The sequence below is a fragment of the Rhizobium sp. BK275 genome (genome assembly GCF_014193555.1).
Taxonomy (GTDB): domain Bacteria; phylum Pseudomonadota; class Alphaproteobacteria; order Rhizobiales; family Rhizobiaceae; genus Rhizobium.
The window spans coordinates 14,323-36,572 of record NZ_JACHZL010000012.1 but is presented as its reverse complement, the minus strand read 5'-3'; the positions used below and the strand labels follow the sequence as shown (position 1 = coordinate 36,572).

The 22,250-nt window shown below is 62.0% G+C and carries 22 protein-coding genes; 8 read left to right on the top strand and 14 right to left on the bottom strand.

Going from position 1 to position 22,250, the window contains the following annotated elements; translation table 11 throughout:
• Positions 1-250 precede the first annotated feature (250 nt).
• Positions 251-3,406 (bottom strand): efflux RND transporter permease subunit, encoded by a 3,156-nt coding sequence (locus tag FHT82_RS29045; RefSeq protein WP_183736175.1) that lies wholly within the window; start codon positions 3,404-3,406, stop codon positions 251-253.
• Positions 3,406-4,437, bottom strand: a complete 1,032-nt coding sequence (locus tag FHT82_RS29040) for an efflux RND transporter periplasmic adaptor subunit (RefSeq protein ID WP_246698263.1) — start codon at positions 4,435-4,437, stop codon at positions 3,406-3,408. The genes FHT82_RS29045 and FHT82_RS29040 overlap by 1 nt, the downstream gene beginning before the upstream one ends.
• A gap of 274 nt (positions 4,438-4,711) precedes the next feature.
• On the opposite strand from FHT82_RS29040, the gene FHT82_RS29035 reads away from it, so the two are divergent.
• The 3 genes from FHT82_RS29035 to FHT82_RS29025 all read left to right on the top strand — a co-directional run bounded on the left by FHT82_RS29035 (position 4,712) and on the right by FHT82_RS29025 (position 8,411).
• Positions 4,712-5,398: a response regulator gene (locus FHT82_RS29035; RefSeq protein WP_183736173.1), complete on the top strand. Its 687-nt coding sequence runs from the start codon at positions 4,712-4,714 to the stop codon at positions 5,396-5,398.
• Between the two features lie 2 nt (positions 5,399-5,400).
• Positions 5,401-6,693, top strand: coding sequence for an ATP-binding protein (locus tag FHT82_RS29030; RefSeq protein WP_183736172.1), 1,293 nt, complete (start codon positions 5,401-5,403; stop codon positions 6,691-6,693).
• Between the two features lie 191 nt (positions 6,694-6,884).
• Positions 6,885-8,411, top strand: coding sequence for an efflux transporter outer membrane subunit (locus FHT82_RS29025; RefSeq protein ID WP_183736285.1), 1,527 nt, complete (start codon positions 6,885-6,887; stop codon positions 8,409-8,411).
• A 97-nt stretch (positions 8,412-8,508) separates the two neighbouring features.
• Here the strand turns inward: FHT82_RS29025 and FHT82_RS29020 are convergent, their stop codons facing one another.
• Positions 8,509-8,778: a DUF992 domain-containing protein gene (locus FHT82_RS29020; RefSeq protein ID WP_348647681.1), complete on the bottom strand. Its 270-nt coding sequence runs from the start codon at positions 8,776-8,778 to the stop codon at positions 8,509-8,511.
• A complete protein-coding gene (gene dusA, locus FHT82_RS29015; RefSeq protein WP_183736171.1) occupies positions 8,744-9,781 on the bottom strand; it encodes a tRNA dihydrouridine(20/20a) synthase DusA in 1,038 nt (345 codons plus the stop codon). Before dusA ends, FHT82_RS29020 begins: the two co-directional genes overlap by 35 nt.
• Positions 9,782-10,062: 281 nt before the next feature.
• Here dusA and FHT82_RS29010 point away from each other — a divergent pair, with 281 nt between their 5' ends.
• Positions 10,063-10,266, top strand: coding sequence for a hypothetical protein (locus FHT82_RS29010; protein ID WP_183736170.1), 204 nt, complete (start codon positions 10,063-10,065; stop codon positions 10,264-10,266).
• Here the strand turns inward: FHT82_RS29010 and FHT82_RS29005 are convergent.
• The gene (locus tag FHT82_RS29005; RefSeq protein WP_183736169.1) at positions 10,253-10,411 is read right to left on the bottom strand and encodes a hypothetical protein; all 159 of its coding nucleotides are present in this window, start codon (positions 10,409-10,411) and stop codon (positions 10,253-10,255) included. The two genes, FHT82_RS29010 and FHT82_RS29005, sit on opposite strands and share 14 nt — an antisense overlap.
• Positions 10,412-10,606: 195 nt before the next feature.
• Here FHT82_RS29005 and FHT82_RS29000 point away from each other — a divergent pair, with 195 nt between their 5' ends.
• Together FHT82_RS29000 and FHT82_RS28995 are read left to right on the top strand one after the other, a co-directional pair.
• Positions 10,607-10,801 carry a hypothetical protein gene (locus tag FHT82_RS29000; protein ID WP_112706271.1) on the top strand — a complete coding sequence of 65 codons (195 nt, stop codon included), beginning with the start codon at positions 10,607-10,609 and terminating at the stop codon, positions 10,799-10,801.
• 228 nt (positions 10,802-11,029) lie between these two features.
• Entirely contained in the window at positions 11,030-12,370 is a 1,341-nt protein-coding gene (locus FHT82_RS28995) for a hypothetical protein (RefSeq protein WP_183736168.1), read from the top strand.
• 133 nt (positions 12,371-12,503) lie between these two features.
• On the opposite strand, the gene FHT82_RS28990 is transcribed toward FHT82_RS28995, so the two are convergent.
• The 6 genes from FHT82_RS28990 to FHT82_RS28965 form a co-directional block, all read right to left on the bottom strand.
• Entirely contained in the window at positions 12,504-12,845 is a 342-nt protein-coding gene (locus FHT82_RS28990; protein WP_183736167.1) for a hypothetical protein, read from the bottom strand.
• 231 nt (positions 12,846-13,076) lie between these two features.
• A complete protein-coding gene (locus FHT82_RS28985; RefSeq protein ID WP_183736166.1) occupies positions 13,077-13,877 on the bottom strand; it encodes a glycosyl hydrolase 108 family protein in 801 nt (266 codons plus the stop codon).
• 523 nt (positions 13,878-14,400) lie between these two features.
• On the bottom strand, positions 14,401-16,950 hold the full coding sequence (locus tag FHT82_RS28980; RefSeq protein ID WP_183736165.1) for a CHC2 zinc finger domain-containing protein: 2,550 nt from the start codon (positions 16,948-16,950) through the stop codon (positions 14,401-14,403).
• 151 nt (positions 16,951-17,101) lie between these two features.
• Positions 17,102-17,503, bottom strand: coding sequence for a helix-turn-helix domain-containing protein (locus FHT82_RS28975; protein ID WP_183736164.1), 402 nt, complete (start codon positions 17,501-17,503; stop codon positions 17,102-17,104).
• Positions 17,504-17,620: 117 nt separating this feature from the next.
• Positions 17,621-17,833 carry a hypothetical protein gene (locus tag FHT82_RS28970; protein ID WP_183736163.1) on the bottom strand — a complete coding sequence of 71 codons (213 nt, stop codon included), beginning with the start codon at positions 17,831-17,833 and terminating at the stop codon, positions 17,621-17,623.
• Positions 17,826-18,053 carry a hypothetical protein gene (locus tag FHT82_RS28965; RefSeq protein WP_183736162.1) on the bottom strand — a complete coding sequence of 76 codons (228 nt, stop codon included), beginning with the start codon at positions 18,051-18,053 and terminating at the stop codon, positions 17,826-17,828. Before FHT82_RS28965 ends, FHT82_RS28970 begins: the two co-directional genes overlap by 8 nt.
• A gap of 270 nt (positions 18,054-18,323) precedes the next feature.
• Between FHT82_RS28965 and FHT82_RS28960 the strand changes: the two genes are divergently transcribed.
• A complete protein-coding gene (locus tag FHT82_RS28960) occupies positions 18,324-18,962 on the top strand; it encodes a helix-turn-helix transcriptional regulator (RefSeq protein ID WP_183736161.1) in 639 nt (212 codons plus the stop codon).
• 233 nt (positions 18,963-19,195) lie between these two features.
• Here the strand turns inward: FHT82_RS28960 and FHT82_RS28955 are convergent, their stop codons facing one another.
• Positions 19,196-19,729, bottom strand: a complete 534-nt coding sequence (locus FHT82_RS28955; protein ID WP_183736160.1) for a DUF1269 domain-containing protein — start codon at positions 19,727-19,729, stop codon at positions 19,196-19,198.
• Positions 19,730-20,113: 384 nt separating this feature from the next.
• Between FHT82_RS28955 and FHT82_RS28950 the strand changes: the two genes are divergently transcribed.
• Positions 20,114-20,752, top strand: coding sequence for a CatB-related O-acetyltransferase (locus FHT82_RS28950; RefSeq protein ID WP_183736159.1), 639 nt, complete (start codon positions 20,114-20,116; stop codon positions 20,750-20,752).
• A 93-nt stretch (positions 20,753-20,845) separates the two neighbouring features.
• On the opposite strand, the gene FHT82_RS28945 is transcribed toward FHT82_RS28950, so the two are convergent.
• Both FHT82_RS28945 and FHT82_RS28940 read right to left on the bottom strand, forming a co-directional pair.
• Complete coding sequence (locus tag FHT82_RS28945; RefSeq protein WP_183736158.1) at positions 20,846-21,283, bottom strand: NUDIX domain-containing protein; 438 nt, start codon at positions 21,281-21,283, stop codon at positions 20,846-20,848.
• 108 nt (positions 21,284-21,391) lie between these two features.
• The gene (locus FHT82_RS28940) at positions 21,392-22,201 is read right to left on the bottom strand and encodes a transglutaminase family protein (RefSeq protein WP_183736157.1); all 810 of its coding nucleotides are present in this window, start codon (positions 22,199-22,201) and stop codon (positions 21,392-21,394) included.
• Positions 22,202-22,250 lie beyond the last annotated feature (49 nt).

Sequence of the window (22,250 nt, the reverse complement as noted above, 5' to 3'; positions counted from 1 at the left end):
GCCATTGTGAATAGAGGGAGACTGCTGGCGGATCGAGGTCTCGTCCACTTTGCCTGCAGCAGATAGCGCTCGTGGCCATTGCCTTCGAGGGCCGATGGTCACGAGCGCGGACAAGCGGCGACCGGTTCGGTCGCTGCCTGCACGATTCGGAACGCAGGACGCGCAGGCGGCAAGACGCCGCCTGCGGGGGTATACGTCCCGCGGCCTCGTTCTGAGGAGAACGCGACCGAAGAGGTTGGCCGTGAGGGGATCATCTGCGGCCATGCACATATTTTTGGTCGGGTTTGAGAGCGATCGGCTCGCGATCGTTGGATACAGACCGCACCTCGTCATCGGCCCCTTCATGGCGCAGCCCGACCCGGCGCAGGAACCGCATCAGCGCCCCTTCCAGTTCGTCGACAAATGTGAAGATGACAGGGATGACAATGAGGCTGAGCAGCGTCGACATCATGACGCCGCCGATCACCACGATCGCCATCGGCTGCCGGAAGCTCGAATCGCCGCCGGTCAGGCTGAGAGCGACCGGAAGCATGCCGCATGCCATGGCGATGGTGGTCATGACGATCGGCCGGGCGCGCTTGTGGCAGGCATCCATGAGGGCGTCGAACCTGGCCATGCCCTGGCGGCGCGACATGATCGCGTATTCGATGAGCAGGATGGAGTTCTTCGTCACCACGCCCATCAGCATGAGCAGCCCGATGACGGCCGCCATCGAGAAACTTGTTCCGGTCAACACCAGCGGCACGAGCGCGCCGCCGAGCGAGAGCGGCAGGGCCATCAGCAAGGTGAGCGGCTGCAGGAAGTCGTGGAAGAGCAGGACGAGGACCGCATAGATGCAGAACACGCCGATCGCCATGGCAAGGCCGAAGCTCTGGAACAGCTCCGAGCTGCGCTGAAGTTCGCCTTGTTCGACAAGCGTGACGCCGGACGGCAGATGCTGGAGCGCCGGCAGCGCTTGTGCCTCGCGGTTGACGTCGCCGAGGATACGACCGTTGAGTTCGACCGACACGGTGACATTACGCATCCGGTCGATGCGGTCGATCTCGGAGGGACTGCCGCCGATCCCAATATCGGCAATCGATCCGAGATCGACATTGCCGTTCGTGCCTGCCACCCGCATGTTCTTGATATCGTCCAGGCTGGTGCGCGATTCCGGGCTGAAGCGGACGACGATCGGGACCTGGCGCTGCGACAGGTTGAGCTTCGGCAGGTTGGCGGAATATTCCCCGTTCGTCGCCACGCGTGCGGCCTCGGCGATAGCGCTTGACGTTACCCCCAATGCGGCTGCGCGCGCAAAATCGGGCGTAATCTGGATCTCGGGTGCCTGCCTTGCTGCGGTGGACGTCACCGCTCCGATACCGTTCAGCGTGCGGAGCTGCTCTTCGAGCGCAGTACTCGCGCTGTCGAGGGCGTTGGCATCGTCGCTGGCAAGGGTGATCTCGAGCTTGGTGCCGTTGGAGCCGCCGCCGACTTCGACACGCACGCCTGATAGAACCGAAAGAGCCTGCCGGATGTCGCTTTCGATTTCCGACTGCTTGCGGTCACGCTCGCCGATCGACGACAGCACGGCGACGATTGTGGCAGAATTGACGCTGCTCGTGGTGCTGGCGTCGGTGCCGCCACCCGAAGATGCGGAGCCGACCGAGGAGAAGACACGGGTGACGTCCTGCAGCTTGCCGACGATATCGGCGGCTTTCCGGGTCGCGGTGTCCGTCTGCTCGATGGTGGCGCCGGGCTGCAAGGTGAGCGTGATCTGGGTTCGCGCGTCGTCGGAAGCGGGTATGAAGCCGGATTTCAGCAGCGGGATCGTGGACAGCGAAAGTGCGACGACGACAGCGGTTATGGCCACCGTGGTCTTCCGGCGATTCATGGCCGCCTTCACGACTGCCAGATAGATGCGCATGATGCGGCCGTCCTTTTCCTCCGTCGGAGGGACAGCCTTCATGAAATAGGCGGCCATCATCGGCGTCAGCAGGCGCGCGACGACGAGCGAGGCGAGGACGGCGACGGCGGCGGTGACCCCGAACTGGCGGAACAAAAGTCCCGGAATACCGCTCATAAAGGCCGTTGGCAGGAAGACGGCAACCAGCGTGAAGGTGGTTGCGATGACCGCGAGCCCGATCTCGTTGGCGGCTTCGAGGGCGGCATCGATCGGCCGCTTGCCCATCTGCAGGTGACGGGCGATGTTTTCGATCTCGACGATGGCGTCGTCGACGAGGATGCCGACGACGAGCGACAGTGCCAGCAGCGTGATGGTATTCAGGCTGAAGTCGCAAAGGTACATGACCAGGAAGGTCGGGATCACGGACAGGGGCAGCGCCACGGCCGAGAGGATCGTCGCGCGCCAGTCACGAAGGAAGAGCCAGACGACGATGATCGCCAGGATCGCCCCCTCGTACAGCATGTGCATCGAACCATCGTAGTTGTCGATGATCGGCCCGATCGTGCTGTAGGCTTCGTCGATCTGGACGTTGGAATGTTTGGCGGCGAACTGTTTGATCGCCTTGTCGATGTCGGTCGAGACGCCGCTGTCTGAAAAGCCATTCGAGCGCTTGATCTCGACCGCGATCACCGGTTTGCCGTCGAGATAGGCCATTGAGGACCGCTCTGCGAAACTGTCGGTGACGGATGCGACTTCGTCGAGGCGAACCTGCTGGCCGTTGGCCAGGGGAATTCTCAGTCCTTTCAATGCCTCGACCGATGGCAGAGCGCCGAGCGTGCGCAGCGTTTGACGGGTGCCGCCGATTTCGCCGAGGCCGCCCGACGTATCCGCCTGCACCGCCTTCAGTTGCGACGATACAGTCGCGGCAGTGACCCCGAGCGACGCCATCGTCGCGGGATCGAGATCGACGTGAACCTCGCGGTCGATCCCGCCGATGCGGTTGACTTGTCCGACGCCGGACACCGAGAGCAGCGCCTTGGTCAGATCATTGTCGACAAACCAGGAAAGCTCGGTTTCGTTGAGAGCAGTCGAGCGGACGGCATAGGTGACCAGCGCGGAGCTTTGAACCGTGACCTTGGTGACGCTTGGTGTCTCCATCTGCGCCGGAAGATCGCCCTTGACGCTGTCGACGGCGTTGCGGACTTCGTTGAGGGCCGCTTCGCTGTCTTTCTCCAGCTTGAAGGAAACCTTGATCGAGACGGTGCCGTCGGTGATGGTCGTGGTGATGTGGTCGAGATAGCTGAGCGAAGCCAAACTGTCTTCGATGGTGCGGGCGACCTCGGTTTCGAGCTGTGCCGGCGCCGCGCCGTCGAGCGTCGCCGTGACGCTGATCGTGGGAAGGTCCATATCGGGGAAGTTCTGGACCGCCAGGGTCTTGAAGGCCAAGAGTCCCCCAACCGTCAGCATCACGAACAGCAATATTGCCGGGACGGGGTTGTGGATCGACCATGCCGAGAAGTTCATCAGTTTTTCTCCGCGATCTTCACGAGGTCATTGTCCGAGAGGAATGCGCCGCCCGAGGTCACCACCTTCGACGTCCGGTCTATGCCGGAGACGATTTCCACCTCGCCATTGTTGCGGCGGCCGGTTTCCACCCGGACCCTTTGCACCCGTTGATCCTCGCTTGCGGTGAAGACGTAACTGATCCCGTCCCGGAACACGATTGCGGTCTCGGGCACGGTCAGCGCCGGGGAGGTCTGCAGCTCGATGTTGCCCGTGACGTAAAGGCCCGTGCGTGGACGGGTGTCGGCCGGCAGCGTGACATAGACGATTGCCCGGCTGGTATCGGTGCTGACCGACGGCCCGACAAGCCTCACCTTGCCCTCGATGGCGTGGCCTTCAGGCCCGTTGACCTGGACGCTCAGGCCCTCCGAAATGCGCGGGAGGTAGCGGGCGGAAACCTCGGCCTGCCATTCGATCCGCTGCTGGCGAACCATGCGGAACAGTTCCGTGCCGGCGGAGACGACGGCGCCGAGATCGGCGGAACGCGATGTGATGAGGCCGTCGTCGACGGCCGTTATGGTCGTCTGCGCAAGCTTGATCTTTTCGCCGTCGAGCGCGGCCTCTTCGGATGCAAGACTTGCCGTCGCCGTCTGCTCGTCGGCGAGATATTCGACGATCTTCTCATCGGAGAGCGCCCCTGAAGGCTGGAGCTGCCGCGCCCGGTCGGCATTGGCTTTGGCCTTCGAGAGGCTCGCCCTGGCGGTCGCGACGGCGGCCTCCTGCTTGCGAAGATCGGCGAGCACGCTCTCTTGGGAAAGCCGCACGAGCGTCTGGCCCTTGGTGACTACGGAACCGACATCGACGAGAACATCGGTTATGCGCAGCCCGCTCGTCTCGGAGGCGATGACCGCTTCCTGCCACGGTTTCAGCCACCCGCTCGCGGGAACGGTCTCAGGCCAGTCCCGCTGAGCCGGCGCCGTCAAAGAGACGGTGAGGGCGGTTGCCGCGGCCTGTTCCGCCATGGCGTTGCGGAGGGGAGAGAACAGCACCATCGCAACGAAGGCGGAGGCGAATAATCTGGAGGTTTTTCCCAACGATGCATTCCTTGTCGTCAAGGCATCGGCGCCTTTTCCCGATCGGCGCCAATTCGACGAAGGATTGCCGCTCATGCACGGCAAGCGGGTTTCGGCGCGCGTCGATGTCATGGCAGGATAAGTAACGGAGCGAACGTTAAGTGCGGTCAAGTTAGTGTTAAGTTGGGTAAAACTTGGCCGCACGACGGTATTCGTGCTGTATGGCTTGTCGAAATTGATAATGGAAACGCGAATGAACAAGGTTCTCCTCATCGATGACGATGCCGAGCTGACGACACTTCTGCAGGAGTATCTGGTCGAGGAAGGATATGACGTCGTAACGGACACGGACGGCCGCGCCGCCATTGCTGCCGCTGCCGGCAATACGGTCGACATCATCGTGCTCGACATCATGATGCCTCGCATGAACGGGATCGAAGTTCTGCAGAGGGTCAGGAAGCTGAGCCAGGTCCCCGTCCTGATGCTGACGGCAAGAGGTGATGATGTCGATCGGATATCCGGTCTCAATCTCGGCGCCGACGACTATGTGCCGAAGCCTTGCTCGCCGGGCGAGCTTGCGGCGAGGCTGCGCGCCATCCTGCGACGCGCGGGGCAGCCGGCAACAGGGGTGTCGGCCGACACCGTCAGGGCAGGGCAGCTCGTGATCCATTCCGGCAGCAGAAGCGCCGAATGGCACGGTGCGACTTTGGAGCTGACCGGCACCGAGTTCAGCCTGCTCGAAGTTCTCGCCCGCAGCGCCGGCCAGCTCGTGTCGAAACAGGATATTTCGAAGCGGGCCTTCGGCAAGCCGCTCACCCCGTTCGATCGCCGGATCGACGTCCATATCAGCAGCGTTCGCCAAAAGCTCGGGTTGCGGGAGGACGGTCAATCCTGGATCCAGTCCGTTCGCGGCCAGGGCTATCAACTTCTCGTGGACTGACCATGCCCCGGCTTTTCTGGAAGTTCTTCGCGACGATCTGGTTGACGCTTGCAGCGACGCTCACGGTCATCATCGTGATCGTCAACCTCTTTCAGATCCCGCCTCCCGGCCGCAATCGGGAATACCAGGAGCGGGCGATCATTCTGAAGCTGACGACGAACGTGCTTGCGAGGGATGGCGAGGACGCCGCCGCGCATTTCGTCCGCACCAGCGAAGATGCGGTGCCGCTGGGCCTGACGCTGTCGAAAATCGCCGATTCAACCGTGTGCGGAGACGAGAGCACGGCAGAGGCGAGATCCGTCCTCAAGGATGGAACTTGCTACCGGATCTCCGTGGCGCCGGAAGCCAGCTTCTTTCTCAACATCATGGACAATCTGGCTCTGTTGGTGCCATGGCTTTCGATTTTCGTTTCGAGCACGGTCGCTGCGGCCGCGCTCGCCAGGTACCTCATTCGTCCCGTCGTCCACCTTCGCGATGGCCTGAGCGCTCTCGCCCACGGCCGTTTCGACGTCCGCATCGGTGACAAGATGGCGGGACTCAGGGACGAGGTCACCGCGCTTGCGCATGATTTCGATTCCACCGCCGCCCGGCTTCAGGAGCTTCAGGATGCGCAGCAGAGACTGTTCCATGACGTTTCCCATGAACTGCGTTCGCCCTTGTCCCGCCTGCAGGCCGCAGTCGGCGTTCTCCGGCAGAGTCCGGCCAGACTTGGCGCCATGCTGGATCGTATGGACAGGGAGGTCGAACGGCTCGATACGCTGGTGGGAGAGGTTCTAACGCTTGCCAGGCTGACGACGGGATCCGGCCTGCCGCTGAAGACGCAGACCCTCGATGTCATCGAACTCCTGAACGAAATCCTCGGCGATGCGGCTTTCGAAGCCCAGGCGCGTGAGGTCTCGATCACCACGGGGGTCGACGGCGTCTTCCGGGCCGAGGTCGAGGGCGAGCTCATCTACAGGGCGCTCGAAAACGTCGTCCGCAACGCGGTCAAATATACCGCCGATCATTCGTTCATCTCCGTGTCCTGCGAGGCGACGGCCGACCGCCTCGAGATCTGCGTCACGGATCAGGGGCCGGGCGTCACGCGAGACGAACTCGAACGGATCTTCCAGCCGTTTTCACGCGGGAAGGATGCCTTGCCGAGAGGCGGATACGGTCTGGGTCTCGCCATCACCAGGCAGGCCATCGAACGCCATGGCGGGCGCGTGCATGCGTCATTGCCGGAGGCGGGTGGCCTGGCGATCACCCTGGAGCTTCCCAGAAAGCCCAGATCCTTCGGCCGGGATTTTACCTAACTTTACAGTTTCTTAACCGCCATTAACCTTGGCCTCGCTAAGCCTGAACCCTCGATCCAGGTTCGGAAGGCTCGCCAGTGAGTAGGTCGCTTTGCACAAGACTATCATCCCTCAGCTACGCCACATCGGGACTAGAGCGGTTCAGCTTTTCACGGAAGCGCATAACCGCTCTAAGTTTTTGTTTTTACGCAATTCCGGATGGAAAACCGCTTCGCACTTTTCCTGGAATTGCTCTCGCGCTTCTGCTGGCGGGCTGCGTCAGCGGCCCGGACCACGTTCCCCCGCAGATGCCGCTTCCGGCGAAATTCGAAGAGGGGAATAACAAGAGCAATGGCAATGTCGTGACGGAGCAGTGGTGGACCGCCTATCGCGACACGAAGCTCGACGGGTGGGTCGTTTACGGCCTCAGCGAGAACCTTGATGTGCTGCAGGCGCTCGAAAGCATCAACTCAGCTTCTGCCAACGTAACGATTGCCGGTGCAGGCAGCCTGCCGAGCCTGACTGTCGACGCATCGCATACAGTATCCGGCGAGAAGGGACGGCTCCGCACCACGGTTGGCGCCACGAACACAACGGGGGGCGATGCCAGCCTTTCCTGGCTGCTCGACTTCTTCGGCCAGTACCGTCGCTTGAAAGAGAGCGCGATTGCCTCGCTTGGGGCAGCCTATGCGGCGGCCGACGATGCAAAACTCACCTTTCTGAAGGACCTGGTCGACAGCTATATCGACGCCCGCTACTATCAGGAGCGCATCGCGCTTTCACAGGCGAACTTAAGATCCCGCCAGCAGACCTACGAACTCACGCTGCTGCAGCTCAAGGCAGGGGCGGCCTCCCGTCTCGACGTCGTTCAGGCCGAGGGCCTGGTACAGTCGACGAAGGCCGACATTCCCGGCCTCGAACAGAGCTTCACCGAGTCGGCCCATCACATTGCAACCTTGCTCGGGATGCCGGCGGCCTCGCTGACGGGCGAGCTGCGCAAGAGTGCGGGCCAGCCGGTTTTCCACGGCGACATTCGCGCCGGCATTCCGGCCGATCTTATCCGCAATCGTCCCGATATTCGCAAGGCAGAACGCGAGCTGGCGGCGGCCGTGGCCGATATCGGCGCAGCCGAAGCCCAGCTCTACCCGTCGATCTCGCTTTCCGGCTCGATTTCACCGAGCTGGGTCAAATCGTCCGGCGCCGGTGGCGGCGGCCTGACGACTTGGTCTTTCGGGCCAACGCTCAGCCTGCCGATCTTCGATGGCGGCAAATTGCGGGCCAATGTCGAGGTCGAGAAATCCGATGCCAGGACCCAATATCTGGCGTGGAAGGCAGCGGTGCTGAACGGCGTCGAAGAAGTTGAAAACGCGATCTCGGCCGTTCGCCGTGACACGCAGACGCTGGAACCGTGGCGTAGACAGGTGCAGACGGCACAGGAAGCGCTCGCGTTATCGACCACCAGCTACAAGGATGGCGCTTCGTCGCTGCTCGATGTCCTGGATGCGCAGCGCTCGGTTTCCGATGCTGAGGAAAGCCTTGCAGCCACCGTGCAGCAGGTCGCCAAGGACTATGCAGATTTGTACGTTGCCGTGGGTGCCGGCTACGTGACGCAAGAAGGACACTCCGATTTCGCAGGGGCCAGAACGCAAGCGCGAATTCCAACCAGGGTGCTCATCGACAAAAGTCCAGCGGATGGAACTGCGAGGCATGACAAACCTGCGAGCTCGGCGGACCGATAGCCTGCTCGTCGTTGAAGGCGGAAGCCAAAAGCGGCCAAAGGCAGAAGCGGAAATTGTGTCCGGCTGTCGACTTGGCGCAATAGTGGAAGGCGCAGCCTCAAAAGGCGGCGGTGTCGACTTGGCGCGTCGCTTTCAGCTCGAGGCGAGAGACGCCTGCGGCCACGTTCACGCCGGTTCCGGTTTCACCGCTGAGCGGCTGCAATGCGAAATTCTTCGAATTTCCGCCCACCAGGGCATTGGCTCCGAGGCCGACACCGACGGAAGCACCGGCCGAGGCGCCGGCATAGGTGCCGGCAAGAGCGCCATCGCCAAAGGAAACGGCAGGCGTGGCCTCAGGCGCTGACGGCTTCCGCCGTACCCGAAAAATCGACCGCGGCGAAGGCGGCGGCGATCACTTCCGGGCCGGCATTCGGCTTTGCGGCATCGGTCGACAGGATCTGGCGGTAGCGGCGCGCGCCGGGCAGGCCGGTGAAGAGGCCGACCATGTGGCGGGCGATATGCTGCAGGCGGCCGCCATTGGCAATGTGGCTCTCGGCATAGGCCATCATGCGGTCGCGCAAGGCGTTCCAGTCCGGTTCCGAGGCGAGAGCGCCGTAGAAGCGGTGATCGACGTCGGCGAGGATGCCGGCATTCTGATAGGCGGCGCGGCCGAGCATGACGCCATCGACATGGGCAAGATGCGCTTGCGCCTCATCCAGCGTGTGGATGCCGCCATTGATGCCGATGAAGACATCGGGGAAGCGGGCCTTCATGCGATAGACGATCTCGTAATCGAGCGGTGGGATCTCGCGGTTTTCCTTTGGCGACAGGCCCTTCAGCCAGGCCTTGCGGGCATGGATCCAGATCGCGTCGGCGCCGGCGTCGATCACCCTGGTCATCAGAGTCGGCAGCGCCACTTCCGGATCCTGCTCGTCGACGCCGATGCGGCATTTGACGGTAACCGGGACATCAGCGACCTTCTTCATGGCGGCGATGCATTCGGCAACCGTTTCGGGTGTGAGCATCAGGCAGGCGCCGAACGTGCCGGACTGCACGCGATCCGACGGGCAGCCGACATTGAGATTGATCTCGTCATAACCATAGGGCTCGGCAATGCGAACGGCCTCGGCAAGCTTGGCCGGGTCGGAGCCGCCGAGCTGCAGGGCGACGGGGTGTTCGGCGGCATCGAAAGAGAGCAGGCGATCGCGCGGGCCGTGGATGATCGCGTCGGCGACGACCATTTCCGTATAGAGCAGGGCGTTGCGGCTGATCTGGCGGTGAAACGTGCGGCAGTGGCGATCCGTCCAGTCGATCATGGGCGCAACGGCGAAAACCGGCGCCTTGAAATAGCGCTGGTTGCTCTCGGATGCAGCCGTCTTTGCCGTCGTCATGATCTCAAATCTTCTTTCGTCCGGTCGTATGTCCCCGTGGCCTCATGTCGTGGCAGAGGCTCGGTCCTGCAAGCCCTCGCTGGCGAAACGCCGGAGGAGCAGCGATGGGACGAGGGCTTATACATGAGGCATGGCGATAAAGCGAGATGGGGTGTTTGAGGGCACCGTCATCCGCCGGGAGGCTAGTTCCCGCACTTGACCCCGGTGCCGTTTTCCGGGAAGGCAACGCAGGGCGATCCTGATAGTCTCGATGTCAGGATCGAGCAAAGGAGTGCAGCCTCATGGCCGACGACAGCGCAGGGATCAAGGCATTGCTTTCAATGCCCAGGCGAGACAACAGCGCCTATCTGGAAACGCTCCGGCTGGTGCGGGAGGCGTTCGCCGAGGCCGAGGAAGAATTCGGCGGCAAGGTTCTTGCGACGACAGACAGCGCCCGGGACGAAGCCGGCAATATCGTCATCATGACCGTGATCAGGCCGGCATAATGGAGAACAGGGGCGAGACGATCGCCTGAAATAAAGGGATAATTGAACCAAAATCCTTCTGCCGCGTTTCTGCCACAAACAGGAGGATTTCGATGGACAGCCTGCTTCTGATCGCCATCCTTTGCGGTCTCATGTCTTTTGCCATGATCTGGATCCAGACGCGAGAATAGTTTTGCGCGTCAAAGACTTGGCGCTTTCCCGTCTTTCTGCCGGCACTGCTTGTCCCGCGCCGGCGTCCCACTCTTTATACTGCCCTGAAACGATGCTCTTGACTTATCCAGAAATGAGAACAAAATGAGAACAAATAAACGTTCTCATCTATGTTCTGATGGAGAGTTCGATGGCAGCAAGCCCGAGTTATTCAGGAGCAGCAGACAAGGCCATGGCCTTTGCCGCGCAGCTGCGCGCAGACCGCGAGCGTCACGAAGCGCGCAGGCGGGAAGAACAGCGCCGCATCGAGGCGATGCGGCCGATCAACAAACATGTGCTGAAGGTTTTCGGTGGGCAGCAGCTGGCGCTGAAGCTTGATAGCTGAGGTTTGGGTTGCTGATTTGTCGAGTGGCGGGGAGATGGCTGAGTGGCGAGTGGAGCCTTGCCGCTTGAGGTCGACCGCCGGGGGTGGTTGAAGTTGCGGGATGTGTGAGGCACGGCTTGTGAAGCTATTTCGCGTATTTCCCTGATATTTTTACCATTTTCTGAAAGGGTCGTGGACGGCCTGGAATTTCAGACGTAGAAGTACTGCAACTATTTGGGGTGGGGTTTCATGAAGAAAATATTGTCGCTGCTGGCTGCGATGGCGCTCTTCGCATCAGGTGCATTCGCGCAAGACGCAAAGAAGGATCCGCTGGAAGGGGTGGTTCGCTTCATGGGGAGGATCAATCCTCTTCTACAGGCTATCTATCAGGATCACATGGACGTGGCGCGGAAAGTCTATGGGGAAGGGTGGGCGGATGTGTATGAGGAGCGGAGGATCCTTGCTGCGGTGATCAGAACATACGGCACCCCTGCGCTCTCACGCGCCAGCGACAGTGCTGTGATATCAGTCATGAACAAGAATGCCGCGCTTGCCGAGATCGTGGCCGAAAAATATCCTGAGGGCTGCGAGTATTTCTTCACTGGCAATATGCCGAACTGGGCATTGGTTCCCGAGGTCAGGGACGGGCGCATGGCTGATCTGCGGGCGAAAGCTTACGCCTATCAGGATGGGAAGTTCCGCGCTGATACGGGAGTGATGACTGGCGACAAACAATACGTCATCATGACGCAATATCTCGGGATGACGGCAGACGAGGTGTTCAAGTCGATGACGGCCCCTGTCGACGTTAGCGACGAAGACATGTGCGCTCTCGCAAAGAAGATCAACAATGTCGGCGTTCTGCCGAAAGAGCTGCAGGGCGACTGGGGAAGGGCGTGGCTCGGGAACGGTCCATCCCCGCAAAAGAAGAAGCCTGCCGCAGATGCGAAGGCCGAATCCCGTGCGGTTGCGCAGGAAACGAAGCCTGGCTCCTTCGAGAAGGAGATGCAGGTTCTCGCCGGCATCAATCCTTTCGTTCACGCAGTCTTCATGGATCACGAGGATGAAGCGCGGCAGTTGTTTGCCACGGCCGAAGCCTCCGGAGGCAAGATCGATCCGCGCGTGCAGGCGGCCGCGATGGTGGCGAAATACGGCAATCCTGCACTGTCGCGGGCAAGCGATACGATTGCGATCGATGTCTTGAAGAAGACCGGTGAGCTCAATGAGGCTCTTGCCCGCTATTATCCGCAGGGCTGCAAGGATTTAGTGACCATGAGGGTGTCGCAGAGCGCGCAGGCCATTCCGCAGGTGAAAGAGCGCTACTTCCAATATCTGGAAGCCAAGCGCCTGGCGTATGAGGACGGCAAGACCCGTCCGCCGGCGGCGGTGAAGCTGACCGCGCAAGAAATCTTGCAAATGATCACACAGCACCTCGGTGTGACGGCAGAAGAAGCGGTCAAGTTGACGAAACTTGCCGAACTCAGTGACAAAGAGGCCTGCTCGATAACGATGAGGCTCAACGCAATAGATCCCGTGCCGGAGGCGCAGCGCGGCATCTGGGCGAGGACTGCCATGTCATGGGCCGGTTGAGCGCCGCCGCTGGGAGCCGTTTTACCGCCCGATATCGGCGGAACTTGCGGGTCGGTACGCCAAAGCACGCCCGCAGGGCCGGTTAGGCCAGCGAGCGTGAACGGCAGTTGCGACAGATGACCGGTCTTGCGCCTCAGCGCCCCTGGAAGATCTTGATCAGCTTCGGGGTATAGCGGCGGTTCTGGAGGTCGAGCAGATCCTGATAGGTGGCGCGGCCGGAGACGAGCGCTTTCGTATACCGGTTGCAGGCAACCTTGGGAGCGTCCTTGTCCGCGACGTTCATCACGACTGCAGCGTTGTGATGCGTCTTCTCGTCGGAAAGGCTCAGGCGCCTGATGCAATCGTCGAGAAGGTCGTTTCTCGCTCGCTCGCTGCCCCGAAGCACCGTGATCGCGGCATCAAACTGCTTCTCGGTCGGTGCACAGCTGGCCAGAAGTGCGGCGGCAATCAATGTTATTGCAATAGTGGCGCGCATGATTATCCCTCAATTATAGTGCGGCAGAGTTTTGTGCTGTGATGCCAGGACTTCTTTATTTTGATTCTCGCTTCGCGGGAATTTTGTTCTTCGTATTCTTCGATTGTTCTAAATACAGTTGAAAATCGCTTGAGTGGATGGCGCGCGTATGGCAGTGGCCGAGAGGGTTCTCGTCAGGGCTCGCTCGTGAGCCAGTGAAGGCCACATAGCAATAGAACCGACTTTCGGTCGTTAGCGGATTGCCGTTTCTGCCTGCCGATACGCCTCCGCACGCTCCTTCTCCCGCGCCGCCTTCACCACCAGAACGGCCGCCACGACAAGCCCAAGCATCATCACCCCGCCAAGCACCAGCAAATTCGGCTCGGCCGGCAGCGCTGCCCCCGTTCCCGCACCTCCCGACGTCGACACCGCAATCGCAGCTCCCGCCTTCCTCAACGTCCCGGCAGCCTTCTCGGCCTTGCTTGCCTCATTCGCCAGCGCTGCCTTCGCATCCACGCTCGGCTGGCTGCGCAGGAACATCGCTACAGCCTTGGCCTCGATCTTCGCCACGCGCGCCGACCAGCCCTTGCCGTAGGTCTTCCAGATCGCCAGGCTTTGCATGAAGCTTAGCCTCCGGGCGCAGAGGGCCTTGATTTCCCTGGTGCCGGCGGTGGCTGCTTTGGCGCGGGTGACTGGCCCGATTTTGCCGTCGGCGGGGACGCCGATGACGGCCTGGGCGTCGCGCAGCGCGCGGGCGGGGCCGGAGTTGACGGCGTAGTCGAAGGTGGCGAGGTCGAAGCCGGAGGGCAGAGTGTCGCCGCCGATCTGGTCCCAGTATTTCGTCTTGTAGATGGGTTTGACGTCGTCGAGCGTCAGGTTTCGGATGTCGATGTCGGGGAAAGCGGCGGCCGAGATGCCGTATTTGGTGCCTTTCAGCGTGCCCTTGCCGATCTTGCCGCCGGTCCAATTGCCGGGGTCGGTGCGCTCGGTGGAGAGGCCGCCTTCGGATGCGAGCGTGATGGAGAGGCATTCGGGGAAGTTGGCTGCGGTCATGTCATAGTCCTTTGTCGGTCGGATCGCGACAACCTTCCGACGACAACAGTTGCGGCCGTCGCATGACGGCGGCGAGCGGCGTGCCGCAACCGGGCCTTTGCTTCCGGCAATGGCGCGGCGACGCTTGTAGAGGTGAGGGTTTGGGCGGGTGGCGGGGCCTCGCTGACATCCGATGGCAGTCGGGCGCAAGATCCAGGACTGTGCGGTAAGGCTTGGGGGACGGTAGGCCGCCGCCTCCGCTACAGGAGGGCGGAGTGGGGCGCGGCGGCCCGGCCATCGAGGGCCGATGAGATAACCGAGATCTTGCGGGATCGTTCCTCAATCATGCCTAGTCATATTGGACTGCTGCATAATTCCCTAAATCGGAATCGACTTGGGGATGAAATTATGCAGCAGTCCAAAGTGCTACAGCGCTGCGCGTCTGAAGAGACGCGCAGCGCTGTAGGGAGGGCTTCGGCGTCGCCACTTGCCTTTTGCGACAGTGGCGGAAAAGCGCGAGGTTTCACTCGGTAACAGCAGACGCTCAGAACACGTCGGCGTAACCGGCCGCGGCGGCGAATGTGCTGTCCTTCAGCGTCACCCCTTGCGCCACCATGCCGTTGGCCAACCGCACCAGGCGCACGTCGGGCATGGATTTGAGGCGCTGCGAGAAAGTGTTGACGGGCGGCAGGAAGCTTTCGCGGTAACCCTGGTCGATCGCCCATTTGCGGAAATCTTCAAACAGTCTTGCGGTGCGCAGCCAGCCGCCGGAGGGTTCGGTGGCAGTGGGTTCGACGCGGATGTCGAACCATTCGTTCAGCGGATCGAGCAGCAGCCAGGAATTCAGCGCCTCCCTGGAGCTTTCGGGGATGGTGTAGCCGCCATTGCGCTTCAGCCGCTGGGCGCCGGCGACGGCAAGGCCGAGCAGCAGTTCCAACTCTTCTTCGGCGATGCGCTCGGCAATGTCGGGGATGACCTCGTTGTCGGGAATGGTGCGGTTGAACTGGACGACGACGAGGCGGCGGCGCAGGCCGCGGTCGATGCCGCCGTTGAAGCGGGGCAGGGTGTTGGTGGTGAAGCAGTGCAGCGCGCGCGGGACGAAGCTTTGGACATCCTTGTAGAGGCTGCGGCCTTCGATCGGGTTGCCGGTGACCGCGGCCTTGAATTCCTCGCCTGATATCGCCGCAGCACTCAACTCGTCTGCGACGTTTGCCGCCTTGCCGGCGAGGTTAATGATGCGCTTCTCGTCATTGAAGAAGGCGGGCGAGATGGAGGAGACCGAGCCTTCGGGGAGGAGCGCGCGAAAAAGCGAGGCAATGGTGGATTTTCCGTTGTTGGCGGTCTCGCCGAGCAGGATGAAGGCCTTCGGCTGGCGGATGCGGGTGGCAAGGCCGAAAGCGGCCGCCCCCAGCATCTCGGCAACGAGGTCGATCTTGTCGGCCGCATCGGGATCGCCGAGGAAGGCGCCATGCAGCAGCCGGTGCAGCAGCGAGCCCTCCGGCGGGTGGCTCTCGGTGTGCATGACATAATCGGCCGATATGGTGAAGCGGAAGCGATCATCCGGCGCGTGCTCGCGGCAGATCACCTTGCCGGCGTCGTCGAGGGTAATGGTGCAGTTCTGCGCATTGACGCCGATGGCTGGATTGCCGAAGAAACCGGCATCAGCGGTGCGCGTGCCGAACTCGTTGATGATGCCGTCGATCATGTGCCTGCCGAGCTTCAGCGGTTTTTCCTTCGGGCCGATGCCGATGGCGTCGAAGGCATGCATGGCAAGGCGGATCTTCTGCTCGGGGATGGCGCGCCAGGCAAAGGGGCCATAGGCCCAGAACTTGCCATCGGCGCGGACGATCCGCCCGCCGCAGGCCTGCTCCAGATGCTCGTTGAAGGTGCGCGCCAGCCAGACTTCGGAGCCGAAGGGCTGGCTCGGAAACCATTCCGGCATGCGGTCTATGCCATCGGCGCCCGGCGGCGGCTCCTTCGGCCTGGGTTCGTCCGGCTTTTCTGCCTTCCCTGATTTTTCTGGCGGCGGTTCGGCCGGGGCGGGCGTGTAGCGGCGGATGGTGGCGCGCATGAAGGCATCGAGCTCGAGGCGCGTCCAGCCGGCATCGACGGCATCGGCGCTGTCCCAGCCCTTGCCGGGACGCTGGCCCGCCTGCCAGTCGGCGTGGGTGAAATGCCTGAGATCAGAGGCGGCTGTCGCATCGGCAAAGCCCGCGAGGCGCACGCGCGCGCCGAGGCCGGAAAGGATGGCGGCGATCTCGTCCGCCGTCGAAAGGCCGGGTGCATCGAAATCCGGCCAGATCACCACGTCGCGGTCTGATAGCGGTAACCAGTCTGTGTGCTTGACGCCCTGCGTGCCGCCGGCCCAGGACAGCACGGTGCGGCCGGATTTCTGCGCCAGCCTGTCACGGCATTTCTCACCCTCGACGACGATCACCTGCTTCGTCTTGCCGAGACTTTCGAGGCCATAGAGCGGGCGCGGCCTGGGAAAGGGGTAGCGGCACCAGGTCTCGCTCCCGTCGGGCAGACGGGCAAACATGACCATCGGCGTTTCCTTGCCCCCGTCGGCGAGATCATGGCGCAGAACATAGCCTGTCAGAGCGCCATCGGCCTCACGATAGGGAAAGACCATTGATGGAGCAAAGGAGCCCCATTCGGAGCGGTCGCCCTTGCGCTTGGGATTGTAGAGGCGGATGCGGACGCCGGGCTTGATCGGCTCTGAAGGCGGCGTGACGGGGGTGATGCCCTCATAGACGTCGCGCACCTGCCGCACGCGCGGGCTTGTATTCGGCCGGATATGGCTGGCGCCATCGAGATGGCTGGCGCCATCGAGAATACGGATGGCTTCCGTGAGATCGACACCCTTGATCTGCTGCACGAAATCCAGGACATCGCCGCCCGCGCCGCAGCCGAAGCAGTGGAAGCGCTCGATGCCATCCTGGCCGGCGAAGATGGTGAAGGACGGCGTCTCCTCGGTGTGGAAGGGGCAGCAGGCCTGATATTCATGCCCATTCCCCTGCAGCCTGCAGCCATAGTGCGCCGCTGTCTGAGACAGCGACACATCGCGGCGAAGCCGTTCGACATCTGAGGGCATGTTGCGGCTCTTGCAAGGAACGTTGTCGATATCGCAACATGGCCGGCGCGGTGCAGGCGGCGGCCATGGTCATTTCATGTGTCCGGGCGGCTGAGCAATTCCAGCAAAAGTGGACGCGGTTTTGCGTCAGGAATTGCGGGAAGGAAAATACTTAACGGGATGCGGTGCTCGGAAACTTGCCTTCCAGCACCAGCCGGTAGCCACGGCGATAGCCGACATTGACAATGCCGATGCCGGAACCTTCGAGCTTCTGGCGCAGGTGGCAGAGCGCCACCTTGAAGGCGAGATACATCTTGTCAGGCGATGGGCCGCCATCGGGATCGTCGATATACATGGCGGTGAAGATGCGCTCGGTGATGACGGGCAGGCCCTTGCCCTTCCAGACCGCCTCGAAGATGCGCCCTTCCATGGGCGTGATGCCATAGTGATCGATGACGATCTCGGGCGCGGGAATGGTGACCGGCTGCTTGCAGCAGGGGCAGAGCAGGGGCTTGGTGATGGTGAGCGGGGCGGGTGCCGCCGATGGGCGGGGGCGTGTCGTGATCGTCTGCATATCGGTCCTCACTTGTTTGGAGACGCGCGCCGTCCGATCCGGCGGTTGCCTGATGTCGTGGATCTTCGGTCTTTGGCCTTCGGTCCTGGGGTCTTCGGTTCCCGGCGTGACTGAACTCTATGGCGGGGCCATCACCATCGCCCGGATGCGGTCTTCGAAAAGGGCGAGCCGGCGCAGCCGGTTTGCGAGATGCACGAGGTCGTCGACATCATCGTGATCGATCACCAGCAGCGTTTCGCCGGCCGCTTCGCCGCCGTGCATGACGCAGCGCCCGACCAGCGCATCGATCAGCTCCGATTGCGCCAGCATGGAGAGCGGCTCCCTAAGCATCCTCTTCCTCCGGCATCAGATCCGAGAGGGTGAGCGAAACGCCAAGGCGCCTTGCCGCTAAAAGAAGCATGACCTGGTCGCGGCCGTTGATGAGGCCGCGCTCATTTCGCAGCGCCCGCGAGATCTTGGAGCGATGACGCTTGAGCTCGGCTGCGAGCTCGCTCGGCGTCAGCGCCAGTTTGGCGGCGACCTTCTGCCAGGGCGTCGGGGCCTTTGCCATGCTGATCTTCCCTCCTGCCATGCGGCTCTTGTTGTTGGGGTTGAGATTATGTTGTCGAAATCGCAACGTCAATCGCAAATAGGAAAAAATACCTATCTTTTGCGCTTCGGCGCCGGAAGGAGCATTTTCGGCCGAAAGGCGGGTAACGGTGCAACCGCAACAGATCAACCATGTGAAAGGTTGACGGTAAAAAGCTCGGTGCGGTTGCTTGCGCGTCGTTGCGTTTTTTGCAACAAATCAGCAACGCTGCATATATGCATGGGGACGCTGATGGCTGAGATCGATGGCGACTGGTTTCACAACCAGCTTGACGACAGGGGGCAGTCGCTGCGCGCGCTCGCCCGCCATCTCGGCAAGGATGCCTCCGCCGTCTCCCGCACCTTCTCGGGCAAGCGCAGGATGACGATGGAGGAGGCAGCGGAGATCGCAGCCTTCCTCGGGGTGCCCGTCACCGAGGTCATGCACCATGCCGGCATTACTGGGCGTGCCGGCATGCCCGGATACGGCGAGCGGCCGGGGCCGAAAATCCTGCTCTCGGCCACGATCGGCGAGGATGGCGAAGTCCGCTTGCTTGCCGAGCCGCAGCCCTTGCCGCAGGCGGTGCTCGACAAGGCGCAGCCGGCAATCGGCGCCGGCCGCCACCGCGCCATCATCGCCGCCCAGGTGCGCGCCTCTTCCGGCCCGTTGTCGATATGGGACGATGCCGTGCTGTTCTTCGCGCCGACCGACAGTATCGAGCCCGGCGCGATCGGCACGCTTTCCATCTGCGGGCTGACGGGCGGCAAACAGATCCTCGCCAAACTCGACCGCGCCCGCAAGACGGGCGAGGCAAGGGTGGTTTTGCCGGCGGGGAAGATCGAGGAGGCGCTGCTTACGACGGCGACGCCAGTGTTGGTGCTGATACCGTAGGGGCAGATTGCTGACCATGCGCCTACAGCGCGCGCGTCTTTTCAGACGCGCAAAGGACGCTGTAGCACTTTGAATTGCTGCATAATTTCATCCTTTGCTCGGCTTCAACAAGGCGAGCGCTGCGATAGTCGGGCGCTCTGCAGCCGAAGCCTGGCTGCATTGCACAACATCCAACCTGAAAACGAAGTGCCGAACGCAGGCTTTGCGCTCGGCACTTTGATTTCCTCCGTAGCTCACGCCGCAGGCGTCGTGACTGCTGCTTGCGTCGCCAGCGCGGTGCGCAGCTTCGCCTCCTGCTCGGGCGAGAGGGACGTGCGCAGGATGGTGGCGTTCTGGCCGTGGAATTCGGCCAGAACCTTTTCCGGCTGCACCTTGCGGATCAGCAGGAAGAGGGCGGAGCTGTTGACGGGAATGGTGTCCGCCAGCTTCTTGATGAGATCGTCGTCGATGCCGTAATCGGTCATCGAGCCGGCGAGCGCGCCGGAGCCTGCGCCGAAGGCGCCGCCGAGAACCATGCCGGCCAGCGGATTGAGGAAGAGCAGGCCGACGAGCGTTCCCCAGATCGCGCCGGAGACGCCGCCGCTTGCTGCGCCCGAAGCCATGAGGTTCATGCTCTGCTTGAGGCGCACCTTGCCGGAAGCATCGCGTACGGCGATGACGGCGTCTTCGAGATCGACGAGATATTCCTTCTCAAGCTGGACGAGCCGGTTGAGCACGGTATCCGCCTTATCGACAGTATCGAAACCAAGCACTACAAGTTCTGACATTGCTTACCCTCCAGTTGCATTTACAGATGCGGCAGATAGGTCTCAGTGGCGCGCTGTCCATAGAGCGGGTGCCATTTGCTTTTGCTACCACTGGTGTGTGAGGGGGCGATGAAGGGGCGGCGTGCCTTAATAGGACAGGCGTCGAACGGCCAACGCGGATTTGGGCATGTCTTCCGCAGATTTTCAGGCCGGGGATTTTCAGGTCTGGCCGATATCGGCGCAAATGCGGAGGGGTTCGCCCGATGCGGGAACTCTGCTGTGGATTCCGTCCGGCGGCCCATGTCACCGTGCGTTGCCGGCGGATAGATTTCCATCCGACGACGATCGAATGCCGTGTCGCCATATCGCCGGCAGGCGCTCACACATCCTCGCAGGGGTCTATTCATGCCGCTTCTCGATGCGAAATCAGCTTTTCCCATCACCTATCCCGATGGCCGGGTTTCCAAGGCGACGATGTATCTGAAGAACGTCATCGATCATCCGCGCATGGAGATCGGCGATTACAGCTATTTCACGCATTACGGAAAGCTGGAGGAGACAGCCGAGATCCTGGCGCCCTATCTCGGGCCGGGTTGCCGGGAGCGGCTTGTCATCGGCAAGTTCGTGCAGATCGCCCGCGGCAGCTATTTCATCACCAGTTCGGCCAACCATCCGATGAGCGGCATCACCACTTATCCGTTCCGCATCTTCAAGCCGGAAACCTTCGGCTACAAGGATCTGCCGGTGAAGGAGAAGGATACGGTGGTCGGGCATGACGTCTGGATCGGCCATGACGCCGTCATCATGCCCGGTGTCAGGGTCGGCGCAGGCGCCATCGTCGCTGCTGCCTCGGTCGTCACCCGCGATGTGCCGCCCTATGCGGTCGTCGGGGGGAATCCCGCCAGCATCATCCGCATGCGTTATCCTGTCGAGGTCATCAGCGAGATCCTCGAACTTGCCTGGTGGGACTGGCCGATCGACAAGATCGAGGCCAATCTGCCGGCTCTGGAGAGTGGCGACCTCGCGGCCCTCAAGCGGGCCTGAACCGGTTCAGCCCGCGGCTGAGCCTTGCGGTCATCGCCTGCCTTGTCGGCATGGCCGCGTTCTGGCGCGTTCTATCGGTTTGAGTTGAAACGCCTATGCAAACAGAGCCTGAACAGGATAAGGCAGCGCGAGGGACGGCATGTCGTCCCTGGCAAAATATCGAAGCGATTTTGTCTCCGTATCCGTCCACGCGCCGCCGCCTTCAAGCACCTGGCATTTGAACAGTGTCACCATGTACTCGACTTGATGACCATTCGGGTAGGTGTACCTAAACTCACGTCCGCCGAAGACGCCCAGAATGCTGGTTGAGGAGGCGATAAAGCCAGTCTCTTCCATCACCTCTCGAATGACAGCTTCCTGCGGTGTCTCGCCGGGCTCGATTGCACCGGCAGGTAGGCTCCATCCTTCCCCTGACGCCTTCTCCTGCAGGAGCAGATTGCCCGCATGGTCATGAATGACGGCAGCGACGGAAGGGAGCAGAAGCAAGCGGTTTCCGATCAAGCCGCGAAGCTCCATAAGATAGGATGTCATTCAGATACTCTCTTTGAAGTGGAGCGCTCATTTTGTGTGCCGGGGAAGACTTAGGCAAGAGCATCGCCGGGGTGCACGCGGTCGGCGGCCGTCGCTGCCACAGCCGTATCAGACTGCTATCTCCTCCGTTATCACCTCGAAGCGTTTGAGCACTGCCGGGCCGAAAGCCGTCGACATGGCGACGTCGGTGGCGTCGCGGCCCGTCGCCATCAGGATGCGGCCGATGCGCGGCGTGTTGTGGCGGGCGTCGGCCGTGTACCAGCGGCCGCTGAGATAGACCTCGAACCAGGCGCTGAAATCCATCGGGTTCGGATCCCTGGGCACGCCGATATCGCCGAGATAGCCGGTGCAATAGCGCGCCGGGATGTTCATGCAGCGGCAGAGCGTGACGGCGAGATGGGCGAAGTCGCGGCAGACACCTGATCGGTCCGTATAGCCGCCGAAGGCGGTGCGCAGCGGATCGGCCTTCTGGTAATCGAAGGCGATGCGCCTGTGGGTGAAATCGAGGATCGCCTGGACGCGCGGCCAGCCGGGCGGTGTCTTGAAAAAGGTCTTCCAGGCGAAATCGGACAGGCGGTCGGTATCGCAATAGCGGCTGCCGAGCAGGTAGACGAGCACATCATCAGGCAGATCGTTGATAGCGTGCTGCATGGCGTCCTCGGGCACCGGATCGGGCAGGCCGCTGTCATAGATTTCGAATTCGGTGGAAATGGTCGTCAGACCCGGCGGCGCCACGATACGGCTGCAAGCATTGCCGAAGCCATCCATATAGGACCAGGCTTCTATCGGCTGGTCGAAGCTCAGCACCTGTTCCGTCAGCAGATCCGCGCGGCGGGACGGGTGGATGTCGAGGACCAGCAGCATGGGTGTTTCGTGCTTGCATTGATAGCCGATGTGAAAGCCTGCACGGATCTTCATGGGGGTCGTGGTCCCTTGTCAGATGAAACGTCCTGCAGGCGAATGCACA

Excerpts from the sequence above, each read along its gene's own strand:
- FHT82_RS28940 (WP_183736157.1), bottom strand. The coding sequence starts at position 22,201 with ATGAAGATCCGTGCAGGCTTTCACATCGGCTATCAATGCAAGCACGAA.
- FHT82_RS28980 (WP_183736165.1), bottom strand. The coding sequence starts at position 16,950 with ATGCCCTCAGATGTCGAACGGCTTCGCCGCGATGTGTCGCTGTCTCAG.
- FHT82_RS28975 (WP_183736164.1), bottom strand. The coding sequence starts at position 17,503 with ATGCAGACGATCACGACACGCCCCCGCCCATCGGCGGCACCCGCCCCG.
- FHT82_RS28960 (WP_183736161.1), top strand. The coding sequence starts at position 18,324 with ATGGCTGAGATCGATGGCGACTGGTTTCACAACCAGCTTGACGACAGG.
- FHT82_RS29030 (WP_183736172.1), top strand. The coding sequence starts at position 5,401 with ATGCCCCGGCTTTTCTGGAAGTTCTTCGCGACGATCTGGTTGACGCTT.
- FHT82_RS28965 (WP_183736162.1), bottom strand. The coding sequence starts at position 18,053 with ATGGCAAAGGCCCCGACGCCCTGGCAGAAGGTCGCCGCCAAACTGGCG.
- FHT82_RS29045 (WP_183736175.1), bottom strand. The coding sequence starts at position 3,406 with ATGAACTTCTCGGCATGGTCGATCCACAACCCCGTCCCGGCAATATTG.
- FHT82_RS28985 (WP_183736166.1), bottom strand. The coding sequence starts at position 13,877 with ATGACCGCAGCCAACTTCCCCGAATGCCTCTCCATCACGCTCGCATCC.
- FHT82_RS29035 (WP_183736173.1), top strand. The coding sequence starts at position 4,712 with ATGAACAAGGTTCTCCTCATCGATGACGATGCCGAGCTGACGACACTT.
- dusA (WP_183736171.1), bottom strand. The coding sequence starts at position 9,781 with ATGACGACGGCAAAGACGGCTGCATCCGAGAGCAACCAGCGCTATTTC.
- FHT82_RS29005 (WP_183736169.1), bottom strand. The coding sequence starts at position 10,411 with ATGGCAAAAGACATGAGACCGCAAAGGATGGCGATCAGAAGCAGGCTG.
- FHT82_RS28945 (WP_183736158.1), bottom strand. The coding sequence starts at position 21,283 with ATGACATCCTATCTTATGGAGCTTCGCGGCTTGATCGGAAACCGCTTG.
- FHT82_RS28990 (WP_183736167.1), bottom strand. The coding sequence starts at position 12,845 with ATGCGCGCCACTATTGCAATAACATTGATTGCCGCCGCACTTCTGGCC.
- FHT82_RS29040 (WP_246698263.1), bottom strand. The coding sequence starts at position 4,437 with ATGGTGCTGTTCTCTCCCCTCCGCAACGCCATGGCGGAACAGGCCGCG.
- FHT82_RS28970 (WP_183736163.1), bottom strand. The coding sequence starts at position 17,833 with ATGCTTAGGGAGCCGCTCTCCATGCTGGCGCAATCGGAGCTGATCGAT.
- FHT82_RS28955 (WP_183736160.1), bottom strand. The coding sequence starts at position 19,729 with ATGTCAGAACTTGTAGTGCTTGGTTTCGATACTGTCGATAAGGCGGAT.
- FHT82_RS29000 (WP_112706271.1), top strand. The coding sequence starts at position 10,607 with ATGGCAGCAAGCCCGAGTTATTCAGGAGCAGCAGACAAGGCCATGGCC.
- FHT82_RS28950 (WP_183736159.1), top strand. The coding sequence starts at position 20,114 with ATGCCGCTTCTCGATGCGAAATCAGCTTTTCCCATCACCTATCCCGAT.
- FHT82_RS28995 (WP_183736168.1), top strand. The coding sequence starts at position 11,030 with ATGAAGAAAATATTGTCGCTGCTGGCTGCGATGGCGCTCTTCGCATCA.
- FHT82_RS29010 (WP_183736170.1), top strand. The coding sequence starts at position 10,063 with ATGGCCGACGACAGCGCAGGGATCAAGGCATTGCTTTCAATGCCCAGG.